At 39.2% G+C, this 20,300-nt stretch carries 24 protein-coding genes and 1 pseudogene; 23 read left to right on the forward strand and 2 right to left on the reverse strand.

Features of this window, described 5'->3' with window-relative positions; genetic code table 11:
* Positions 1-37: 37 nt before the first annotated feature.
* From QZ169_RS09020 to QZ169_RS09045, 6 genes are all read left to right on the forward strand, one after another.
* Positions 38-520, forward strand: coding sequence for a hypothetical protein (locus tag QZ169_RS09020; protein WP_295506495.1), 483 nt, complete (start codon positions 38-40; stop codon positions 518-520).
* Between the two features lie 106 nt (positions 521-626).
* Complete coding sequence (locus QZ169_RS09025) at positions 627-1,301, forward strand: response regulator transcription factor (protein WP_002897753.1); 675 nt, start codon at positions 627-629, stop codon at positions 1,299-1,301.
* Positions 1,291-2,682 carry a cell wall metabolism sensor histidine kinase WalK gene (locus QZ169_RS09030; protein ID WP_295506497.1) on the forward strand — a complete coding sequence of 464 codons (1,392 nt, stop codon included), beginning with the start codon at positions 1,291-1,293 and terminating at the stop codon, positions 2,680-2,682. Before QZ169_RS09025 ends, QZ169_RS09030 begins: the two co-directional genes overlap by 11 nt.
* Positions 2,683-2,697: 15 nt before the next feature.
* A complete protein-coding gene (locus QZ169_RS09035) occupies positions 2,698-3,636 on the forward strand; it encodes a ketopantoate reductase family protein (protein WP_295506500.1) in 939 nt (312 codons plus the stop codon).
* 112 nt (positions 3,637-3,748) lie between these two features.
* Positions 3,749-4,135, forward strand: coding sequence for a VOC family protein (locus tag QZ169_RS09040; RefSeq protein WP_295506502.1), 387 nt, complete (start codon positions 3,749-3,751; stop codon positions 4,133-4,135).
* 61 nt (positions 4,136-4,196) lie between these two features.
* A complete protein-coding gene (locus tag QZ169_RS09045; RefSeq protein WP_295506503.1) occupies positions 4,197-5,594 on the forward strand; it encodes a polysaccharide deacetylase family protein in 1,398 nt (465 codons plus the stop codon).
* Positions 5,595-5,687: 93 nt separating this feature from the next.
* Here QZ169_RS09045 and QZ169_RS09050 read toward each other — a convergent pair whose 3' ends face one another.
* Entirely contained in the window at positions 5,688-6,779 is a 1,092-nt protein-coding gene (locus QZ169_RS09050) for a DEAD/DEAH box helicase (protein WP_295506505.1), read from the reverse strand.
* A complete protein-coding gene (locus QZ169_RS09055; RefSeq protein WP_295506507.1) occupies positions 6,769-7,779 on the reverse strand; it encodes a Gfo/Idh/MocA family protein in 1,011 nt (336 codons plus the stop codon). Before QZ169_RS09055 ends, QZ169_RS09050 begins: the two co-directional genes overlap by 11 nt.
* Positions 7,780-7,858: 79 nt before the next feature.
* Here QZ169_RS09055 and udk point away from each other — a divergent pair, with 79 nt between their 5' ends.
* The 17 genes and pseudogenes from udk to QZ169_RS09140 form a co-directional block, all read left to right on the forward strand.
* A complete protein-coding gene (gene udk, locus QZ169_RS09060; protein ID WP_295506509.1) occupies positions 7,859-8,494 on the forward strand; it encodes a uridine kinase in 636 nt (211 codons plus the stop codon).
* 165 nt (positions 8,495-8,659) lie between these two features.
* Complete coding sequence (locus QZ169_RS09065) at positions 8,660-9,328, forward strand: YoaK family protein (protein WP_295506511.1); 669 nt, start codon at positions 8,660-8,662, stop codon at positions 9,326-9,328.
* Between the two features lie 79 nt (positions 9,329-9,407).
* Positions 9,408-10,082: a hypothetical protein gene (locus QZ169_RS09070; protein ID WP_295506513.1), complete on the forward strand. Its 675-nt coding sequence runs from the start codon at positions 9,408-9,410 to the stop codon at positions 10,080-10,082.
* Positions 10,075-10,374 (forward strand): annotated as a pseudogene (locus tag QZ169_RS09075) (DUF4176 domain-containing protein). Before QZ169_RS09070 ends, QZ169_RS09075 begins: the two are co-directional and overlap by 8 nt.
* Before the next feature lie 91 nt (positions 10,375-10,465).
* On the forward strand, positions 10,466-10,675 hold the full coding sequence (locus QZ169_RS09080) for a hypothetical protein (protein WP_295506515.1): 210 nt from the start codon (positions 10,466-10,468) through the stop codon (positions 10,673-10,675).
* Positions 10,650-11,345: a TipC family immunity protein gene (locus tag QZ169_RS09085; RefSeq protein ID WP_295506517.1), complete on the forward strand. Its 696-nt coding sequence runs from the start codon at positions 10,650-10,652 to the stop codon at positions 11,343-11,345. The genes QZ169_RS09080 and QZ169_RS09085 overlap by 26 nt, the downstream gene beginning before the upstream one ends.
* 201 nt (positions 11,346-11,546) lie before the next feature.
* Positions 11,547-11,714, forward strand: a complete 168-nt coding sequence (locus QZ169_RS09090) for a hypothetical protein (protein WP_295506519.1) — start codon at positions 11,547-11,549, stop codon at positions 11,712-11,714.
* Positions 11,715-11,726: 12 nt separating this feature from the next.
* A complete protein-coding gene (locus QZ169_RS09095) occupies positions 11,727-12,413 on the forward strand; it encodes a TipC family immunity protein (protein ID WP_295506536.1) in 687 nt (228 codons plus the stop codon).
* 176 nt (positions 12,414-12,589) lie between these two features.
* On the forward strand, positions 12,590-13,579 hold the full coding sequence (locus tag QZ169_RS09100) for a DUF443 family protein (RefSeq protein WP_295506521.1): 990 nt from the start codon (positions 12,590-12,592) through the stop codon (positions 13,577-13,579).
* A 222-nt stretch (positions 13,580-13,801) separates the two neighbouring features.
* A complete protein-coding gene (locus tag QZ169_RS09105; protein WP_295506538.1) occupies positions 13,802-14,809 on the forward strand; it encodes a hypothetical protein in 1,008 nt (335 codons plus the stop codon).
* Positions 14,810-14,945: 136 nt separating this feature from the next.
* On the forward strand, positions 14,946-15,371 hold the full coding sequence (locus QZ169_RS09110) for a hypothetical protein (protein ID WP_295506523.1): 426 nt from the start codon (positions 14,946-14,948) through the stop codon (positions 15,369-15,371).
* 149 nt (positions 15,372-15,520) lie between these two features.
* Positions 15,521-15,973 (forward strand): hypothetical protein, encoded by a 453-nt coding sequence (locus tag QZ169_RS09115; protein WP_295506525.1) that lies wholly within the window; start codon positions 15,521-15,523, stop codon positions 15,971-15,973.
* Between the two features lie 142 nt (positions 15,974-16,115).
* Positions 16,116-16,553 carry a hypothetical protein gene (locus QZ169_RS09120; RefSeq protein WP_295506527.1) on the forward strand — a complete coding sequence of 146 codons (438 nt, stop codon included), beginning with the start codon at positions 16,116-16,118 and terminating at the stop codon, positions 16,551-16,553.
* The gene (locus tag QZ169_RS09125; RefSeq protein ID WP_295506529.1) at positions 16,546-18,303 is read left to right on the forward strand and encodes a DUF2974 domain-containing protein; all 1,758 of its coding nucleotides are present in this window, start codon (positions 16,546-16,548) and stop codon (positions 18,301-18,303) included. The genes QZ169_RS09120 and QZ169_RS09125 overlap by 8 nt, the downstream gene beginning before the upstream one ends.
* On the forward strand, positions 18,287-18,598 hold the full coding sequence (locus QZ169_RS09130; RefSeq protein ID WP_002930193.1) for a hypothetical protein: 312 nt from the start codon (positions 18,287-18,289) through the stop codon (positions 18,596-18,598). The genes QZ169_RS09125 and QZ169_RS09130 overlap by 17 nt, the downstream gene beginning before the upstream one ends.
* Positions 18,599-18,609: 11 nt before the next feature.
* The gene (locus QZ169_RS09135) at positions 18,610-18,921 is read left to right on the forward strand and encodes a hypothetical protein (RefSeq protein ID WP_295506532.1); all 312 of its coding nucleotides are present in this window, start codon (positions 18,610-18,612) and stop codon (positions 18,919-18,921) included.
* Positions 18,922-19,440: 519 nt separating this feature from the next.
* On the forward strand, positions 19,441-20,300 hold an 860-nt coding region (locus QZ169_RS09140; RefSeq protein WP_295506534.1), incomplete at its 3' end, for a 2-isopropylmalate synthase.

The raw sequence follows: 20,300 nt of genomic DNA on the forward strand, positions 1-20,300 counted from the left end.
GTCAGAAAAAATTTAAAAAAAGAAGGTGATAGATTAAATGGATATGGAAAAAATGATTGTTGTAGAAAAAAGTACTAAATGGTGGCTGAAGGTTGCAACGGGTAGTGCTCTAGTAGTCGGACTTCTGGGCGGTTATGGTCTTGCGACAGCTATTCACGGTACAAACAGTCAGCAATCAGCTATTCAACAGCCAGCTACTGTGCCTGGAGCACCGGAGCATGTACAAAATGGTCAGGATGCAGGAAATAGCATGCCTCCGCAACCAGGTCAGAATGGTCAAAACGGCGGACCGGGTAATAGCATGCCGCCGCAGGATGGTGGTTCAGGACAGAACGGTCAAGACCAAGGAATACCGTCTCAAGACGGTCAGCAGTCTGGCAAGGATAAGAGCAAGGATTCTTCTGCTCAACAAAATGACAACGGGAAGAAAAACAAGAAAAAGTCTTCAACGAACACAAGTGAACAATCGGACAAGAACAATAATAAGTCGACAAAAGAAAATAAAACGTCGCAGTCGTAGGAAAAAACTTACTGATTTTGAACCCAAGTCATGATATAATAAGAATAGCAAATAAAACAAAAACCAAAAGACATAATCTTGGTAAGTTTTATTGGAGGAAAGAAAGATGATTAAAATTCTATTGGTAGAAGATGACCTTGGACTGTCAAACTCAGTTTTTGATTTTTTGGATGATTTTGCAGATGTAATGCAGGTTTTTGATGGTGAAGAAGGTCTATATGAAGCAGAGAGCGGTGTTTATGACCTTATCTTGCTGGATCTCATGCTTCCTGAAAAGGATGGTTTTCAAGTGCTGAAAGATCTTCGGGCAAAAGGAGTCACAACCCCTGTTCTCATCATGACAGCTAAGGAAAGCTTGGATGACAAAGGACATGGCTTTGAGCTCGGCGCTGATGACTATCTGACCAAACCTTTCTATTTGGAAGAACTGAAAATGCGGATCCAAGCGCTCTTGAAACGTGCTGGTAAATTCAACGAGAATACTCTTTCTTATGGTGATGTGACTGTCAATTTATCTACAAATTCAACCACGAAGGCAGGTAAAGACGTAGAGTTGCTTGGTAAAGAGTTCGACCTCTTGGTTTATTTCCTGCAAAATCAAAATGTAATCTTGCCTAAGACCCAAATTTTTGACCGTCTGTGGGGCTTTGACAGTGATACCACTGTTTCCGTTGTTGAAGTGTACGTTTCCAAGATTCGTAAAAAACTGAAAGGAACGGCATTTGCGAAAAACCTACATACTCTTCGTAGTGTCGGCTACATTTTAAAAGATGCTGAATAAAATCAAGAAGACCTTTTATGCGGATGATTTCTCTTATTTCATTCGCTATTTTGGGCTGTTTACATTAATCTTCTCAGCCATGACCTTGATTATTATTCAGGTTATGCGCTCCAGCCTTTATACGTCTGTTGATGAAAATCTTAAAAACCTGAGTAATGATCCTAGTTCGGTAGCAGATTTGGCCTATCGGACGACAGGTCAGCAGTCTGATCCGAGCAATAAGGTCAACACTAAAAGTCCTAAAAGCAGTAAAGAACCAGATGGCGATCCAAACGAAGAGCCTAAGCCTGACAATCTGACGACGCCAAATTTCAGTTCTAATACTTTCGCCCTGCTTTTGGATGATAATTATAAAAATATTTCCACCAGCAAGAGCGATGGCTTTCTGGACTTTAATTCTTTGGACTTTAACAAGTCCTATCTGAATCAAATCAAGGAAATTGTGATTGGCAATAGCTTTGGCCAGACGGAAAGCTATCGGGCTTATCTCTTTGATATCGACCCTAATAATGAATATCCAGATATCAAGTATGCTGTGGTCATGACTAGCATCAGTCAGCTGGAGCAGACTAGCGGTAAGCATGAGCAACTGATTGCCATGGTTATGGTCAGCTTTTGGGGGATTTCCCTGATTGCCAGTATTTATCTGGCTCGGATGAGTGTTAAGCCCCTGCTGGAAAGTATCCAGAAGCAGAAGGCTTTCGTGGAAAATGCCAGCCATGAGCTGCGGACACCCTTGGCTGTTTTGCAGAGCCGCTTAGAGACGCTCTTTCGTAAGCCTGAAGCTACAATTATGCAGAGCAGTGAAAATATCGCTTCTAGCTTGGATGAAGTACGGAATATGCGCTTGCTGACGACCAATCTGCTCAACCTGGCCCGTCGTGATGATGGCATCAAGCCTCAATATGGTGAAGTCGAACCGGAATTTTTTGATACGACCTTTGCTAATTACTGCATTATCGCAAGGGAAAATAAAAAAGCTTTTCATTCAGAAAATATGATCAAGAACCCTATTGTGACAGATCAAATTTTCCTCAAGCAGCTGATGACCATCCTATTTGACAATGCTATCAAGTACACAGATGATGACGGCAAAATCAGTGTTATGGCTGCTTCAACCGATCGTTACCTCATCTTTCGGGTAGCAGATAATGGACCTGGTATCAGCAACGAAGATAAGAAGAAGATTTTTGATCGCTTTTATCGGGTGGACAAGGCTCGGACCCGTCAGAAAGGTGGCTTTGGTCTGGGACTTTCTCTGGCCAAGCAGATTGTCGATGCTTTCAAGGGCACCATTTATGTCAAGGACAACAAACCAAAAGGTACGGTCTTTGAAGTTAAACTGCTATTGAAAGAAACGAAAAAGCGCTCTGTTAAATAACGGGAGAGGCCTAATATGAACATTTTGGTTTATGGTGCTGGCATGATTGGTTTGACATACGCTTGGTTACTGTCTAATCAGCATCAAGTTACTGTCTTAGTTAGAGAGCATAAGCTGTCGACTTTAGAGCAAGGCTTCACACTTTCCATTAAAGATTTAAGGAAAGATGATCAGGTCTATAAAGAACATCATTTTCAACCGCCATTGGTGACGAGCATTGCTCAAGACTATGACCTGATTATCTTAACGGTAAATAGTTTGCAACTAGAGCAAGCATTGAATCATTTGGCGGCTATAAAGGAAAAAGCTCATTTACTTATTTTACAGAATAACTGGAATATCAACTCCAAGATTCCTTCTTATTTGGATAGAAAGCAGGTGTCGTTAGCTTTTCCTTCTTCTGTTGGAGGAGGGCGAAAGAGTGATGGTCGGATCCAAGCTATCATTTTCAAAGAAGCTACGTTACTTGATGATGATTCTTACACATCAGAGTTGTCTCCTATCTTCACAGCTAGTGGGATAGGCATTGATGCTATGCCTAACTTGGCTTCTTGGATGAAGGTTCACTGCCTTCAGGAGGCGGTAATGGCAGGTGCAGTTGCAGAAGCGAGGAGTTTTGATGCACTCTTGAAAGATAAAAAAGCAATTCGAAAGATGATTTGCGCTTGGCGAGAAGGTTTAGAACTCTGTCAGCGATATGGCATTCCTAAACATCGTTATAAACCTACTAAATATCTATCCCTGCCCCTATTTCTCTTGGTTCCAGTAATGAAGTTCATGTTGAGTCAGCCTTTGGTTGCCGAAATGGTCACAAATCACATGCATTCAGGCTATGCCGAGTGGGTTGATCAATATTTTGAAATCAAAAGAAGTGCTGAGAAAGAAAGCATTCCCATGCCTCAATGGAATTCGTATAGCGACTTCATTGAACATTTTTTGAAAAACAATTCTTAGCAGGCCTTAATGGCTTGCTTTTTATATGCTTTCATTTACTTTTTTAAAAATTTAATATAAGTTTTGCCTAAAATAGGGTATAATAATAGAAAAGAAAGAATGAGGTGAAATTATGGCATCAAAAATGTTACATACTTGTTTGCGTGTGGAGAATTTGGAAGCGTCTATTGCTTTTTATGCAGAGGCTTTTGGTTTTAAGGAGCTTCGTCGCAAGGATTTTCCAGATTATCAGTTTACTATCGTTTATTTAGGTTTGGAAGGGGATGATTATGAGCTGGAACTGACCTATAACTATGACCATGGTCCTTATGTGATTGGCGATGGCTTTGCTCATGTGGCACTTAGCACGCCAGACTTGGAAGGTCTGCACGCTGAGCACAAGGCCAAAGACTATGAAGTGACAGATCCAAAGGGTCTTCCTGGCAACCCGCCTAATTATTATTTTGTAAAAGATCCTGATGGCTACAAGGTGGAAGTCATTCGTGAGAAGAGTCTCTAACATCTAGCTGCAGTTAATTTTGCAAGATAAATGATGATTTTTATTCATTTAGGACAGGTGTATGAAAAGACAAAATAACAAGAAACACGGAAAGAAAACACTCATTGTTCTCAGCTTGCTAGGTTTAGCTTTTGTTGCTGCTCTATTTCTGGGTGCTGTAAAAATTTACGCTATTTTCCAAGAAAAGGAACTGCAAGAGAAGGTTAGTGTGCTGATTTCTCAAGAAGAGACCTTCCACGCTGAAAAAACTGAAAAGCAGAGCAAGATGATTGGCAGTCACTATGTAGAGGCCTTTTATCCTCTGCTGGATGGTCAGGTTATGGCAAGTGTCAAGGAGCAGATGGACGCTGATAGCCAGACGATTAAGGAGAATCAGAAGAAGGGCGATAAGATTGAGGAATTGACCTTCTACTATGCCGAGGAAAAAGAAACGAGCCTGAAGGATGTTAAAGAAGTACTGGTGCATCGCAAGGACTATCATGTCAAAGAGATGAAAATCAGTAAAGGAGAAGAGCGGGAAGTTGCTGACAGCTATCTCGGTCCAGACGGTAGCCCTTTCACTCTGGATAAGCTTTTTCAGAATCCTGATGCAGCTAAGGAAATCTTCATCAACGAGATATCCAGCCAGCTGACCTTTAGACAGGCCGATGAGGCGGTGCAGACGGAAATTCTCAATAACCTTAATGGAACGGAGTTGGGTCAGTGGTCCTTCCGTTATGAGTACAGCCATTTTTCTATCAAGTTGAGCAAGGAAGTGCAAGGCTTAACCAGCATTGATGTTCCTTTGTCTAGCTTTTATGACCAGATCAATGCGGACTATCTGACTGGAGATGACTTGGCAGCTTATCAGAGTTTTGAAGCTAAGAAGCATGTGAAGATGGTTGCTCTGACCTTTGATGACGGTCCAGATCCTAAGACAACACCGCAGGCTCTGGATATCCTCAAGAAATATGGTGCCAAGGCGACCTTCTTTATGGTTGGTCAAAACATTGCTGGTAATGAAGCGATTGTCAAGCGCGTGCACAATGAAGGTCATCAGATTGGGATTCATACATGGGACCATCCAGTCTTAACCAAACTTCCTCTGGAGACAGCCCAAAAAGAAATCCTTGATACCCAGACCGCTATTAACAATGTCATAGGCATCAAGCCAACGATTACGCGGCCTCCTTATGGAGCTATTAATGCTACAATTCAAAATTCGGTTGACCAGTCCTTTATCATGTGGAATGTGGACAGCCTAGACTGGAAGACACGCAATACTAAAGCTATCATGCAAGAGATTGCCAAAACCCAGCCAGGCTCGATTATCCTCATGCATGATATTCACCAGACCAGTATTGACGCTCTGCCAAGTGTCCTCGAGTATCTGAAGAGTAACGGATATACTTTGGTAACGGTCGATGAGCTGCTGGAAGGTCAGCTGGAGCCCCATCGTATTTATTACGGCAGAGACTAATCCAGTCCTTGGGGTTAGATTTTTTGAAATCGTTGTTGGTAATGAGTAAAAGCAAAAAGCTTTGGAAACATGAGATTTCCAAAGCTTTTTAGTTTAACTTGTTACATAAAGTTCTTGATTTTTTAATACAATTTCTCGGACAGCGGCGTATTTTTTTAATGTCTTCAGCTCTTCTGGATGGCTTATGAGGGTGATAACATAGCCTTCTTTGCCCATGCGGCCGGTTCGGCCAGAGCGGTGGGTGTAGGTTTCTAAATCGCGCGGAAGTTCATAATTGACAACACATTCTAGCGAATCAATATCAATGCCGCGAGCAACCAAGTCAGTGGCTAGCAAGAGAGTAATCTGGTGTTCTTTGAACTTATCTAGAATAACCTTCCGGAACTTAACATTGACATCGCTGGCTAGAGAAACCGCGTTGGCTTCACGATACTGGAGTTTTTCCTCGGCGCTGCCTAGGTCTGACAGAGCGTTGAAAAAGACCAGTCCACGGAAATCTTCAACATTGGATAACTTACGGAGCAAGTCCACCTTATCACGTTTTTCAACTTGCATGTAAAAATGCTGGATGTTGTCTAAAACTTGGTCGTCAATGCTGATTTCTAGAGTATTTTCAGCAATCTTATCGTGGTCGAACTTAGCGGTGGCGCTCATATATACCAGTTGGTGGTCACGAGGCGCATAGTGGGTGATTTTATCTACAAAGTGATACTGAGAATCGCTGAGCAGCTGGTCAAATTCGTCCAAAATGATGGTTTCGACATTCATCATCTTGATCTTCTTGAGCTTGGCCAATTCGAAAATTCGTCCAGGCGTTCCGATGATAATTTCTGGACCTTTCTTAAGGCGCTCAATCTGTCGCTTCTGGCTGGATCCGGAGAGCAGGAGCTGAACTGTCAGTCCTAAAGGCTCTGCCCAAGTCTTGCAGACCTCAAAGATTTGTCCGGCCAACTCGGTGTTAGGAGCTAAAATCAAGAGCTGTTGGGCTTTTTTAGGTGTCAGCCTGAGCAGATTGGGAAAGAGATAGGCCAGAGTTTTACCAGTACCAGTCGGACTGATTCCCAGCACCGTATCGCCTGCAGAAATAGGTTCAAACATCTTCTCCTGAATAGGTGTTAAATCTTCAAAACCTAGCAGAGCCAGCTGATTTTTCCAGCTAGGGGGAAATTGTTCCTTAATCATCATCAACCTCAAATCTAATGCCAGCGTCCTTGCGCATGGCAAATAAGCTTTCATGAACAGCCGCTGCCGTATCCAACCATTTCTCGTAAGCCGTATCCTGTCCGCCCTTGAGCACTCGTGCGAAAGCCTGAGCCTCTTCCAGCATGGTGTGGGAAGCACGCTTGATAGGCAGCACCTCTTCTTGACCGTCCAGACTTTGCCAAATAGCAGAGCTGATAAATTCAATCCCGTCTAAAGTCAGAGTTCCCTGATCCGTGTAAATCTCTGCAGGCAGATTGCTGTTTATATTTTTACCGGCCTGAATCTGAACTTGAAAATTTGGATAGATAAGACAGCCGGCTCCATTTAAATCAATCGTATTGGCTAGCTGCTGGGCGCTGTAGCGAGCGAAGCGCGGATGGCCGAAAAGTCTGATAGCCGCATAGACTGGATAGACACCCAGATCCATCAAAGCGCCGCCAGAAAACTTAGCTGAGAAAACATTGGGCTGCTCTCCCGCAAGCAGAGCCTGCATTTTTGAAGAATACTTGGCATAGGTGAAGTTGGCTCCCAAGACAGTCTTGTCCTTGAGAAAATCACTGATTGTATCAAAGGCCTGCTCATGATAGTTGCGGGCAGCTTCAAAGAGATAGACTTGATGCTCGTCAGCCAGCTTGGCCAATTCCCGCCATTCTTTGGGACGAGAAACCGCTGGCTTTTCGACAATGACATGTTTACGAGCCAAAATGGCTACCTTGGCATGCTTGAAATGCAGGCTGTTGGGACTGGCGATATAAACGACATCAATATCAGACGACAAAAAGTCCAGCATTTCAGTAAAAATGGTCGTATTTTCATAGTTTTGCACAAAGCGCTCAGCAGAAGCCAGAGTCCTAGAGTAGACAGCTGCCAGCTGATAGTCACCTGTTGAGTGAGCAGCATTTATGAACTCATGAGAAATAGAACCTGTTCCGATAATTCCAAGTTTGAACATAAAAACCTCCTTTTTTCTATTTTTAAGCATGTACTTTTTTTATTTTAGCTCTTTCATTATAACATGAATTGCGGTAAAATAGATAAGATAACAAGAGATGGAGCTTATAATGCAAAATAGACCTATTATTATTGGTGTAACTGGTGGTTCCGGAGGCGGAAAGACCAGCGTTTCTCGAGCAATTTTGGCTAATTTTCCAAACGAAAAAATTTCCATGATTGAGCATGACTCCTACTATAAGGATCAGATGCATCTGACTTTTGAGGAGCGGGTTAAGACCAACTATGACCATCCTTTTGCCTTTGATACGGACCTGATGATTGAGCAAATCAAGGAGCTCTTGGCTGGTCGGCCAGTGGATATTCCCACTTATGATTATACGGAGCATACCCGCAGTAAAAAGACCTATCGTCAGGATCCTCAGGATGTGTTTATCGTTGAGGGGATTTTGGTCTTAGAGGATCAGCGTCTGCGTGATTTGATGGACATTAAGATCTTTGTGGACACAGATGATGATGTTCGGATTATCCGCCGGATTAAGCGGGACATGGAAGAGCGCGGACGCAGTTTGGATAGTGTTATTGAGCAGTATTTGGGTGTCGTTAAGCCTATGTACCATCAGTTCATTGAGCCAACCAAGCGCTATGCGGATGTCATCATTCCAGAGGGAGCTTCTAACAAGGTGGCTATTGACCTGATTACGACCAAGATTGAAAAAATCCTTAAGGAAGCCAGAGAAGGCTAGGATAAGCTGCTTTCTAGCTCAGTCGTTTGAGGAAATAAATAGCTGTAAATCTGGTAAAAAGCAGTAGCTGCAAGATTTTCGAAATGTAATCTAGCAAGGGGAAGTGGACGGACTGAAATCAAGGATTTTCGGAGTCCGGTCACTCCCTTATTTTGTAGGTAATTTATGAAACAATTTGTAAAAAGAGAGTTTCACTCTCGTTCAAAATTTTTTGCCTGCCTCTTGACCTTTTGTGCAGGATTTATCGACGCCTATACCTTCATTGAGAGGGGTGGAACCTTGGTGGCAGGTCAGACGGGAAACGTCGTTTTCCTTTCGGTTGAACTCATCAATCAGGAGACAAGAGGAATCGAAGTGAAATTGGCAACTATGTTGGCTTTTATGCTGGGGATTTTTCTGATGACTGTTTTTCAGCATCATTTTGAGCATTCTTGGCGCAGACTGTCCAGCGTTTTTCCTTTGATATTGACGACAGCTGTCGCTGGATTTTTACCAGCAAATGTGCCCTATCTCTATATTGTGCCACCACTGGCTTTCTGCATGGGCCTGGTTGCGACGGCTTTTGGCGAGGTGGATGGCATTGTCTATAACAATTCTTTTATGACGGGGAATATCAAGAAAACCATGGTAGCTTTTGGCAACTATGCTCGAAACAAGAAAGCGAAAGATTTGAAAGAAGGCCTTTTCTTTGTAGCCCTATTGGCAAGCTTTGTAGTAGGAGCCATCATCTCTACCTATCTGATTCAATTTTACCTCTTGAAGACCATCTGGCTTGTTCCCCTGATTCTAACAGCCTTTCTCCTTTTCCGAGGTATCCAGTATATGAGGAGATGAGGGTGGATATTCTTAGAAACGCAGAGTCTTAAGAAGTGATATTATGAAATACATAGAAAGAAGTAGAATATAAGTAAGTATGAGAAAAATAATCTTTATAGGACAGAGCGGTGATAGAGCCGTTTACTATAACACGCGGACAAGAGAGGCATTAGCAGCGAACAAAAGTGCCCTCTTAAATACAGAAGGAGCAAGGAGATCGAATAGAGCGATTATTCCTTTAATTGCTATATTCTCTTTGTTAGGTTTACTCGGAGGCTTTGTTGCAATACCAATTTTCTCAGGCTTTCGTTATAATAGTGCGATGGTTCCTATTTTTATTCTTTGTCTTTCCTTTATTCTATTTGGATTTATATGGATGATGGAAGTCGCCTTATATAAAGGAGTGAAACGAGCCCGAGGAGCAACAAAGCAAGAGTTTAAAGAAGCAGTTTATTCAAATTTATTCTGGGAAAATTTTAGTGAGAAAAAAGCGACGTTTGCGAAAATGTTGGCTTTTATGATTGTTATGCTACTAATTTTTATGACTACTATAGTAATATTTGCTGCTGCAATACCAGGCACAATTGATTCATTCAATAAGCAAGAGGCATTTGATATACAAATCTTTTTCTCGCCTTTAGCTGGCCTCTTTCCAGCTGTTTCTTATTTGTTGTTATTCCAAAATAACCCCATTCGCTGGCTGTTAGCAGTGCGGAAGTATGAGCAGGGGAAAGTAGTATTTGCAGAAGACAAGGAGAAGAAACATGAGTGAAACACTATTGCCATTGGGATCAGTGGTCAAACTAAAAGATCAAACAGAATTAATTATTATCGGCAGGGGTTCGCTAGTAGAGCAAAATCAAGAACCTGTATATTTTGAGTATACAAGTGTTCTTGTACCAACTGGTTATCAGTAAGCCGATCAGCTTTATTTCTTTAATCACAGTGATATTCGTGAGGTTGTATTTATGGGATATAAGAATGATGCTGAAATAGAATTTGAATCTAATTTTTATCAGCTAGTTAAAAAGGCTGGTTTTAAAAAAGGAGTTACAGAGCTATAAGTTCGGTTAGATGATTTAATGATTATTTTAAAAACTATACTTCTGTTTATACAAAGTATAGTTTTTGATTATTTAATTTTAAGAGGTTATAATGAAAAAAGAAAAATCGAAACAAGATCAGCTGTATGAGTTACATCGTCGCCAGTATGAACTAGAACATAAAATCTCGGACAATGTGAAGAATATGAATGAATTGAGCGCCAAAAATCCCACGGATTATAATTTTTTAAAAAGCCTGAATGGTGATATTGAGAATGATAAGGGAGGCAATTACAATGAATATACAGATTTTAAAGAGTAGGAAATTATTCCTATTCCTAAGTATAGTAGCCACCTTATTTTTAGGGTACCAAGGCGTTAAAATCTATAGCTATTTCTCTCTAAAAAATCCACTAGATGAGATTTACTACTCAGAGACGAGTGCTTTTAACCTCCTGCATTTGCCAGATTTTAGCGAGATAATCCGAAGCGGTACATCATATCGAAGTGAAAATGAAATAACTTCTTTAAATCTAAAGAACAATGAAAGCCAAAAACTCGAAATTTCAAATAAGGGAAGTATGTTTCTTGAATATAGAAAACAATTATCTGATAATAGTTTTTTATTCATAGATTATGAATATGAAGAAGGTGTTTTAACTGAATATATTAGTATCGCTTATTCTGATATTTCTGATGAATACGTAAATTACAGGAAAAATGTTTCAAAACACAATGGTCGAAATACTGATATAGCCACAATATATCAATTTAATTCTAACGTTCATAATAACCAACCAAGTCTTACAAATCCTACCGAAGTATTGGAATATCTCAAACCCTACAACATTGACAAAGCTTGGCTGGAACAGAAATCTCATAAGATTTTATATGATGATTTCCTCAACATCTGGTTTAAAAAAGGAAGCCAGCGGTACTCAAAAAGCAATTTGGGTAATTTGAAAATAGAAAAAGCTGAGATCTTCCGGTAATTATTTCCTTAATGGCAAGGGAGCGTCATGTAAGGATTATATCAAACAAGAGTTATTGGTGCTACGATGCAAAGATATAGATTCCCTCTTCTTTAGCCAATAGCAAGCCAAGGAGGTTCGTCATGAAGATTAATAAACAAGAGTTGGTTATGGCTCGTGAGGAACTATATACCAATAAACACCCTAGAAGCCCAATTAAACATGGCACAGGCTAAAGCGCAAGGGATTATCGCCAGTCCGCACTTTAAGTCTGGTGCGAAAGATTCCTTAAACAGCGAGTTGACGAATGACACTATTCCGCTTTTGCTCAGCTATGTTGACAATATCAATGCCATTTACAATGATTTGATCACAGAAGGAGTAAACTAATATGAAAAAATTATCCTAAGTCTCTTCGCCTTCCTTGTAGCAGGTCTCAGTGTCTTTGGTTTTCTGAGATATCGAGACTATGATTCACTAAAAACCCCAATTGATGAAATCTATTATGCGAGTGTTCATTATAAAAATATTCTGGGCTTGCCAGATATGAGTAGGGTTATAAGAAGTAATACGGCATATGTAAGTGAGCCGGCCTGGATAAACTATCGTCGTGCCAGACCTAGGTTGGCAGATGATGAAGATTTGCAGCTATATATCAATTCCGATGGCCTGCTTGCTGTTCTGTATAGTAAAAAGTTATCAGGAGATACTTATCTCAATATTGACTATGTATATGAGGACAGTTTAGTTAAACAAAATGTTTCCATTGCTTTCTCCAAAGTTTCGGATTTTACTGTTCAAGCTTTTATTAATCAGTCTAAAAAAAGGGGATATGTCCGGACAGCAGATGAAATTTATCGCTCTATTGGAGGGGAGGAGCTTCCACGTAAGAGTCTAGTGTCAAAAGATGAGATTTTGGACTATCTGAAGGATTATAATATTGATCAGGCTTGGTTGGCAGAAAAATCTGATCAAATTCTCTACACTTATTTTCTGGATATTTGGTTTAAGGAGGGAAGTCAGCGATATTCCAAAGAAAATATGGGGAATTTGAAAGTGAAATACTCGGATACCATAGTAAAAGAGTGAATATACTATTCTAAACCAGACAGAATTTAATAAGTTTTTTCACTTTTAAAAAAATTATATATTTTTTCGATTCAAAGTTGAATTATCAGATGCGATGTAACTCTTGGAGGATTTTAATATGAAATTAAAACAGCTTAATTATCGCTTTATTATACGTCACGAAAGGTAGGATATAAATGTTTAAAAAGGCTGAAATGGAACCCTTGGCTAAAAGAAATCTTCGATATCGCATATTAAAAACAGAGGATAACTACTATCTTCTGGATGTAGAACGCCCTTTTTTGATTGTCTACTTCTTGCCCTTGTTGATTTACTTTGTGCCACACAGATGTTACGAGATGAGTAAGGAAGAATATGAGCAATTGTCCCAATCAGAGGAGCAGAATGCTCGGTTAAAAGAGGCCTTTGAAAAACATGGTCTTGGCTATGGCTTAGGAACTGGTGTAGGTGCCATGCTTCTATCAAGAGTATTTGATATCAATCAATTTTTGAAATTTGATTCAAGTAGAATTAGCAATTTTTTGGCTATTCTAATTGTATTATTGGTTTTTGGTTTGCGTTTATGGCTTACACTGGCTTATCAAGTCCCTAGTGGATTAAAAAATAGGGGCTATCATAAGATATACCTTTATCCTCGTTTTGTTAAAGAATTGATTTTTAGTATTCTTTTATATATCATGTCGGTATTATTCACGATAGTACTTATTTCCGGTTTTTTAACTAATCAAGTGGATAATTATATTGTTCATATTGGATTGTTAATATTTTTGACATTTTGGTTACTTATAGGGAACATGTTTTTCATGCGTCCGGCAAGTAATTACTGGATAAAAATAAAAGAGAAAAAAAGGAGAAAAAATTTTATGGATATGATTTCACGGGTATCAATTGCAAATGCAGATGTGAAAAAAGCAATTAAGGAGAGATCTGAAGCTATATATGATATTGTGATAGCTCATCAGGTCAATGACTATTTTGAACGCATAATTGATGAATCAAAATTTTCTCAATTGGAGATTTTGTACTTTAAGGCACTGAATTGCCTATTGAAGGGCAATGACACTAAAGCAAAAGAGCTGTTTAACACAATCATAAAAGAAGACAATGAACTTTACATTGTGAGAGAATCAAAGAAATATTTAGGGGATGAAAGATATGTCGATTGATAAACGCTAGCAATTTTTCTAAGATAATATAAAACGGAATAATTGAGCTGTTTTTATGCATTATTTTATTATTTCTATTCGCTAAAAGTGATTTACCAGGAAGTATGGATTGAGCAAAATGGTATTTGCAGAAATTTTAGAGAGGGAGCAGAATTGACAAAGAAAACATCGATTGCGATATATACACTAAAAGGAATTGGTCTGATTAGTATTTTCAGCTTAATGATTGTCGTAAGTTTTTTCAACCTCTTTTTAGATGGGAATTTGTTGGCAAATTTTTTATATTTCTTAGGGTCAGTTGTTTTATTAATTACAGTAGGCTGGGTGGCTTTTGCTTTTATGGGGAGAATAGAGCTTGATGACCAAGACTTGCTTGTTTTCCGAAATTTCAAATGCTATCGCTTTCCTATTTCTTCGGTTACATTCTACTTCGGCAAAAGTAGATACGCTTATCATGGGACTTATGAATGGCCCTTATTTATTGTAGGAGAAGCATTGACCCCAAATGGCAGCGGCCAAAAAGTAACACTGAAGTTGATTGGAAGTAAGTGGAAGAACCGTCAATTCCAGCATTTTATTCAAGAACATCTGGAAGGGAAAGTACAGCCTCTGCCTAAGGAAGATTCGTGGAAACTGAATGCTTTTGGTCAGTTAGAGATCATTGAAGATGAGGTGCATGAAGAACCAAAGTCAGCATTTGCAGTTACTAGGAAACTGTCTGATTTTATCGAATTTGGAGCAGATCAAGGAAATGTCAAAAGGACTGTGTTTTATGATATTAAGCGAAATGAGCTTTTTGTAGGGAAGAGCGTGTCTTTTCCAATGATTTTTCTACCAAGTGCTGGTTTTTCTTATGGCCTGTATGTATTAACGGAGAATCTGACTGTACAAGGTTTGTTCCCTTTACTTTTTTCCTTCATTTTCATGCTTTTACTGGCTCTTTACCAGTTTAAAAATAGAAGGGAGAAATCAGTAGTTGAAGTAGTACCTTATGAGATGCCCAGAGACTATTTTGTCACCCAAAAATCCAACGGTCTTAAAACCTATGCTCTCATTTTACTCTTTGCCTTGATTTCAGCTGTTTTTTCCTGGCTATATCTTCTATTTGGCAGTTTCCTACTTTTATTTTTGACGATTGTGATATGGTATTGTTTCTTGCTCTTGCTCCTGTCTGGGCAATTTAAAAAAACTAAATATTTGAAAGTATTAGAAAAAAGAAAAATTACATAGAATGCAATGATTAGCATGTTTATAGGCTATATTTTATGATGATTCTTTTACTTTGGAGTTTAATAATAAGTATGAGAATGAGGCTGTCAACACATCCATGCTATAATAATGTCAGTAGTTGAAAGGATGATTTGAGATGAAAACTATCAAAAGTACGTTACTTGTAGCATCACTAATACTTATATTTATAGGTACATTTATAATAGTACAAAATAAAAATTTGTTCACACAAGAAACCAAGCAGGAGAAAAAGAAAGAGCAAGACCCACATGAAAAACAACTGGCTTACCTTAAGAAACATGAAGAAGAGATTAAGGAGTTTGTAAAATCTCAAAATTCAAAGATAGAAACGGTCCAAATTGATTGGAATGAAACCATGTGGGAAGAAGTTGGAAATGGAACACCGCAAGGAGGAGGTGAGGTAGTAATAGTTGGAGGAGGATTCAATAACATAGAAGGATCGACATGGCAGGTTATGTTTAGAATTAAAAATGAACAAATTGTTTTTGATACTATGATGCAAGGAAGCCCATTGCGAGTAGGAGGTAGAATTTTTGAGTAATAGTAATTTAAAAAACTTTGATAATTTTTATGGAGATTTAGCTCAGTTTGTAAATTTCATACTTCACAGAATACTTTTCAAAAGTATTTTTTTACTGTATTCATGATATAATAATAGTAACTTATTATTATGCACAAGGAGGCTAGAAGATGAAACAAAAACAAATAGCGATTCTCTCTGTGGCAGCAGTAATAGCTTCTCTGGTCATAGGAGGGACAATTATGACAGTTCAAAATAAAAATTTGTTTACAGACGGAAGCAAGCAGGAGAAAAAGAAAGAGCAAGACCCACATGAAAAACAGCTTGCTTATCTTAAAAAGCATGAAGAAGAGATTAAGGAGTTTGTAAAATCTCAAAATTCAAAGATTGAAACAGTTCAGCTTATTTGGGATAGTTTAATTGTTGAAGAGATAGGGAATGGGACTCCTCAAGGAGCAGGTTTTAATCTATCGTTGAAAGGAACTTTCAATCATATAAAAGATTCTGATTTTACAGTAGATTTTCCGCTAGAAAATGAGAATGCTATCCCTTCGATAGATTTAATTGGAATGCTAAATCCACCTAGTGTATTAAAAAATGGGGGATGGGACAAATATGAGTAATAGTAATTTAAAAAATTTTGACAATTTTTATGGAAATTTAGCGTAGTCAGTAAAATTTATACTTCACAGAATACTTTTCAAAAGTATTTTTTTAATGCATTCATGATACAATAATAGTAACTTCTATTCTTAAGGAGGACAAATGGTGAAAAAAAGCAAAATAGCTACTCTATCAATTGTAGTGATAACCGCTACTCTAGTTATTGGAGGAACAATTATGACAGTTCAAAATAAAAATTTGTTTTCAGATGGAACCAAGCAGGAGAAAAAGAAAGAGCAAGAGCCGCATGAAAAACAGCTAGCTTATCTCAAAAAACATAAGAAAGATATTGAGGAGTATATTAAGTCTTTGAATCCTAAGATAGAAACAGTTCAAATTGATTGGGAACAAACACAATGGGATCAGATAGGAAATGGAACGCCTCAAGGTGGAGGTGATATTGTTCAGGTTTATGGAGGCTTTAATAATATAGCAAAATCAAGCTGGAGTGTTATTATTAGAATTGAAGATGAAAAAATTCTAATTAATTCTATTGGAATTGGTAGTCCTTTACGTATTGGGGGTGAACTTTTTGAGTAATAGCAATTTAAAAAACTTTGATAATTTTTACGCTAATTTGGCTCAGTCAGCCTACAGAGGTCGACCGAATCTTTTTCCTTATGAGAGATTGACAAAGGCAGAGAAAGAGATATTAGACTCAGGAGGCTCTCTTCCATTTGATTTTTCCCAAGATGTTGTGTATGAGAAAGAAATCACCCCTGGAGGTAAGAAACTCGATAATGATGGGAAAGTTTACCTGCAGCCAGATCCAGATTTGCATGTTGAAAAGGGATTAGATTTACCCTTTGTGGATGATAAGGATAAGAAAATTGCTGATTATAAAGAGAAAGCAGGTTTAGGTCCTTACCAGAAAGGTCGTTTAACTAATGAGAGAGCTGGTTTTAATGCATATTTTCTAACAGATACACCGACTTTGGGCAAGGATACAAAGCATACTTATATGGCTATTCGAGGTAGTGATGGTTTCAATACTGAGAGAGTTAAGAAAGAAGGAATTAAGCCTTTAAATCTGAATGATTGGCTTATTAATGATGCTAATTTTGCTTTATTTGATTCGCATATACCTCAGGCTAGACTAGCAACAGAGGGAATGAAAGCCACCATTGCAGAAATGAGCGAGAAAGCTCCCCAAGCTACGATGGATCTTACAGCCCACTCGCTGGGGACTATGGTGACAGTTCAAGGAATAGCTAATCTGAGCCAACAAGAATTTGATAAAATTGGAAAGGTCGTTCTTTTCGATGGACCGGATACTACCGATAGTTTGAAAAAAATGGGAGTTGATGATGATAGGATTAAAGCGATTAGCGAAAAACTTGAATACTATGCCAATCCTTTTGATATTGTTAGTATGCTCAATCGTGAGAATACAATCTATAATTTAGAGAAACCTGGAGAAAAGCCAACTCGTAAGGAATTGGGAACAGCTCATATAGTTGTGCCTCTTCATTATACTCGCTTTGACTTTATGTCTGATAGTGCTCATGATTTTGGTGTTTTTCAGGCAGACGGCAAGGGGGGATTTTTAGTCGCTTCAGAAGATTTTCATCCAGAACTTCTGAGAGCAGGGGAGAAGCTTGCGAGATTAGAAGCGAAATTTTTAGATTTGCTTCGTATGCAAGGTTTGACTGATGATGAGGCGATAAAATTCATGAATGCTGTTGTTGACGTTTCTTCTTTTGGAACAGCAAATTTTGCGCGTGCAGGTATTTCTACATCTGCTTTCTATGAATTTAAGCGGGATTATCAAGCAATCATTGATGAAGCACGTAGAGAGTCGATGAAGTGGGACAAGAAGATGATTCCAAGCTATCAGAAACAGCTTGGAAGTGGTAATCTTACAGGTGAAGAGAGAATTTTAGTTCGTGCTCGTCTCCTTCAGACTGCAGCTCAGTTGGCTATCTTTGAAATAGAAGATAAAGTTAAGCATGTCAAAACTTTATTGTCGGATGCCAAGGAATCTGTCCAAAAGATAATTAATGACGCAAGAACAGAGGCAGCTGGCCTTGCTACTTATTTGAGCGACTCAGAAGTGGAGAGTTTATTGATTGATTTCGATATAAAGCACTACTGGGACGATTCGGTTGAAACAAATACGAACACATCCGCAAAAGGATTCCTGACAGAGATTGAACAGTTAGGAACGACTTTGGTCAGAGCTAGTGGAGATTTTGCAGCAGTCGATACTCAGCAAGCTGAGGATTTCAATAATCTCTTAGCAGATGTGAAAGGATCATGGAGGGTTATTGAAAATGCTTATACCAAATGATGATGCGCTCGTAACTAGAGTGGAGTTAGAGAGACAGTTTAAAGAAAAGATGAAGGAGCAGGAGAGGCAGGCTATCAAGGCTTTGATAGTGGCCAAAGAGCTGCTTATCCTTGCAAAAGGATTAGATCTGGTAGCTCAGCTACAGGCGGCGGCTTTGGATATGAAAAATTATGCTTCTACTAACTATGTCAATGACATTAAGGGTGGATTTGAAGGGAAGGCAGCGCAAGCTGCTGAAACTCATCTAACTCAGACGATGCAGATGCCTTCTTTGGATAGCCCAATTAAGGGTTAGGAGGTGAGGCAATGCTGAATAAAAAGAAGCTTCAGGAACTGGAAGATGAACATGCTCTAAAAATGCGTGAGTTTGAGCGAGTAGAGACAGACTTAGATACATACTACTATAAGTTTGACAGAGAGACGAACAAACTCTTAGAGGCGATTTCTTATGCATGTAGAGAGGTTCCTTTGACAGCGACTCAACCTTATATTTCTCAAATAGAGGATAATCTGGAACAATACCATCAGCAATATAAAAAGCGCATAGATGATGTTTTAGAAGCTCGCTATCAGGAGAACAGACGCTTTCAGAATAAGCTGGATGAAGTGAGTAAATGAATCAAAATACTAAGAAAATTGGAAGAAGTGAGAATTACCCTGCTTCTTTTTCTTTCTCTTTTTTTGCTAATAAACTCAAAAAATAATCCAGCATATTAAAAATTTTCAGAAAATATAGACTTTTTCTTGACAGGTTTATGATACTGTGTTAAAATACTAAACAATAAGAAACCATCTCAAAAAGGAGTTAGTCAAACATGAGGTCAACTCAATCTTCAAACTTTGCTTTGTTGTTGCGTTACTCGGGCTAGTGCAAAAGCATTAGTCCTGTTTGGCTTACCAAGCGGGAGTAAATCAACATCTCGCTTGTTCCTCAAGTGAGATGTTTTTTATTTCACCTATCTTACCTCAAATTCTGATGAGGAAGAAATGGTTTCTAAAGGAGCGACGGGAGTGGGAATGCATCTTGATTTTTCTGAAATCAATTTGTCTCATACCGTCTCAGTCATTGAACACGACCTAGAAGTTGGGGAAGATTTTTTCCTAAATGGTCTATGTATCTTAGAAAAGGAGTTGTCTATGACACGCAAAGTTGAGTTTTTTGATACCAGCCTCCGGGATGGCGAGCAGACACCAGGAGTGAATTTCTCTATCAAGGAGAAGGTGGCTATTGCCAAGCAGTTAGAGAAGTGGGGTATTTCAGTCATTGAAGCTGGTTTTCCTGCTGCGAGTCCAGATTCTTTTGCGGCGGTGCAGGAGATTGCTAAAGTCATCACAAAAGCCTCTGTTACTGGGCTGGCGCGTTCGGTCAAGTCCGATATTGATGCCTGCTATGAAGCGCTCAAGGATGCCAAGCATCCACAGATTCATGTCTTCATTGCGACCAGTCCTATTCACAGAGAGTTCAAGCTGAAAAAGTCCAAGGAAGAGATTTTAGAAGCTGTGAAAGAGCATGTCTCCTACGCGCGCTCCAAGTTCGATATAGTCGAGTTTTCACCAGAGGATGCGACACGAACAGAGCTGGATTTCCTTTTTCAGGTGGTACAAACAGCAGTGGATGCAGGTGCGACTTATATCAATATTCCAGATACAGTCGGCTTTACTACTCCTGAAGAATTTGCAAACATTTTCGACTACCTAGTGGCAAATGTGACTTCTGATCATAAGGTGGTATTTGGTGTTCATTGCCATGATGACCTTGGTATGGCAACGGCCAATACTTTGACGGCTATCAAGCACGGTGCTGGTCGTGTTCAGGGAACTATCAATGGTATTGGTGAGCGGGCTGGAAATGTAGCATTGGAAGAAGTTGCAGTTGCATTGGAGATTCGTCAAGACTATTATCAGGTTGAGTCGGATATCGTCCTTAATGAAACCATCAACACTTCTGAGCTGGTGTCCCGCTTCTCAGGTATTCCAGTGCCTAAGAACAAGGCGGT

The organism is uncultured Streptococcus sp., from assembly GCF_905372115.1.
Taxonomy (GTDB): domain Bacteria; phylum Bacillota; class Bacilli; order Lactobacillales; family Streptococcaceae; genus Streptococcus.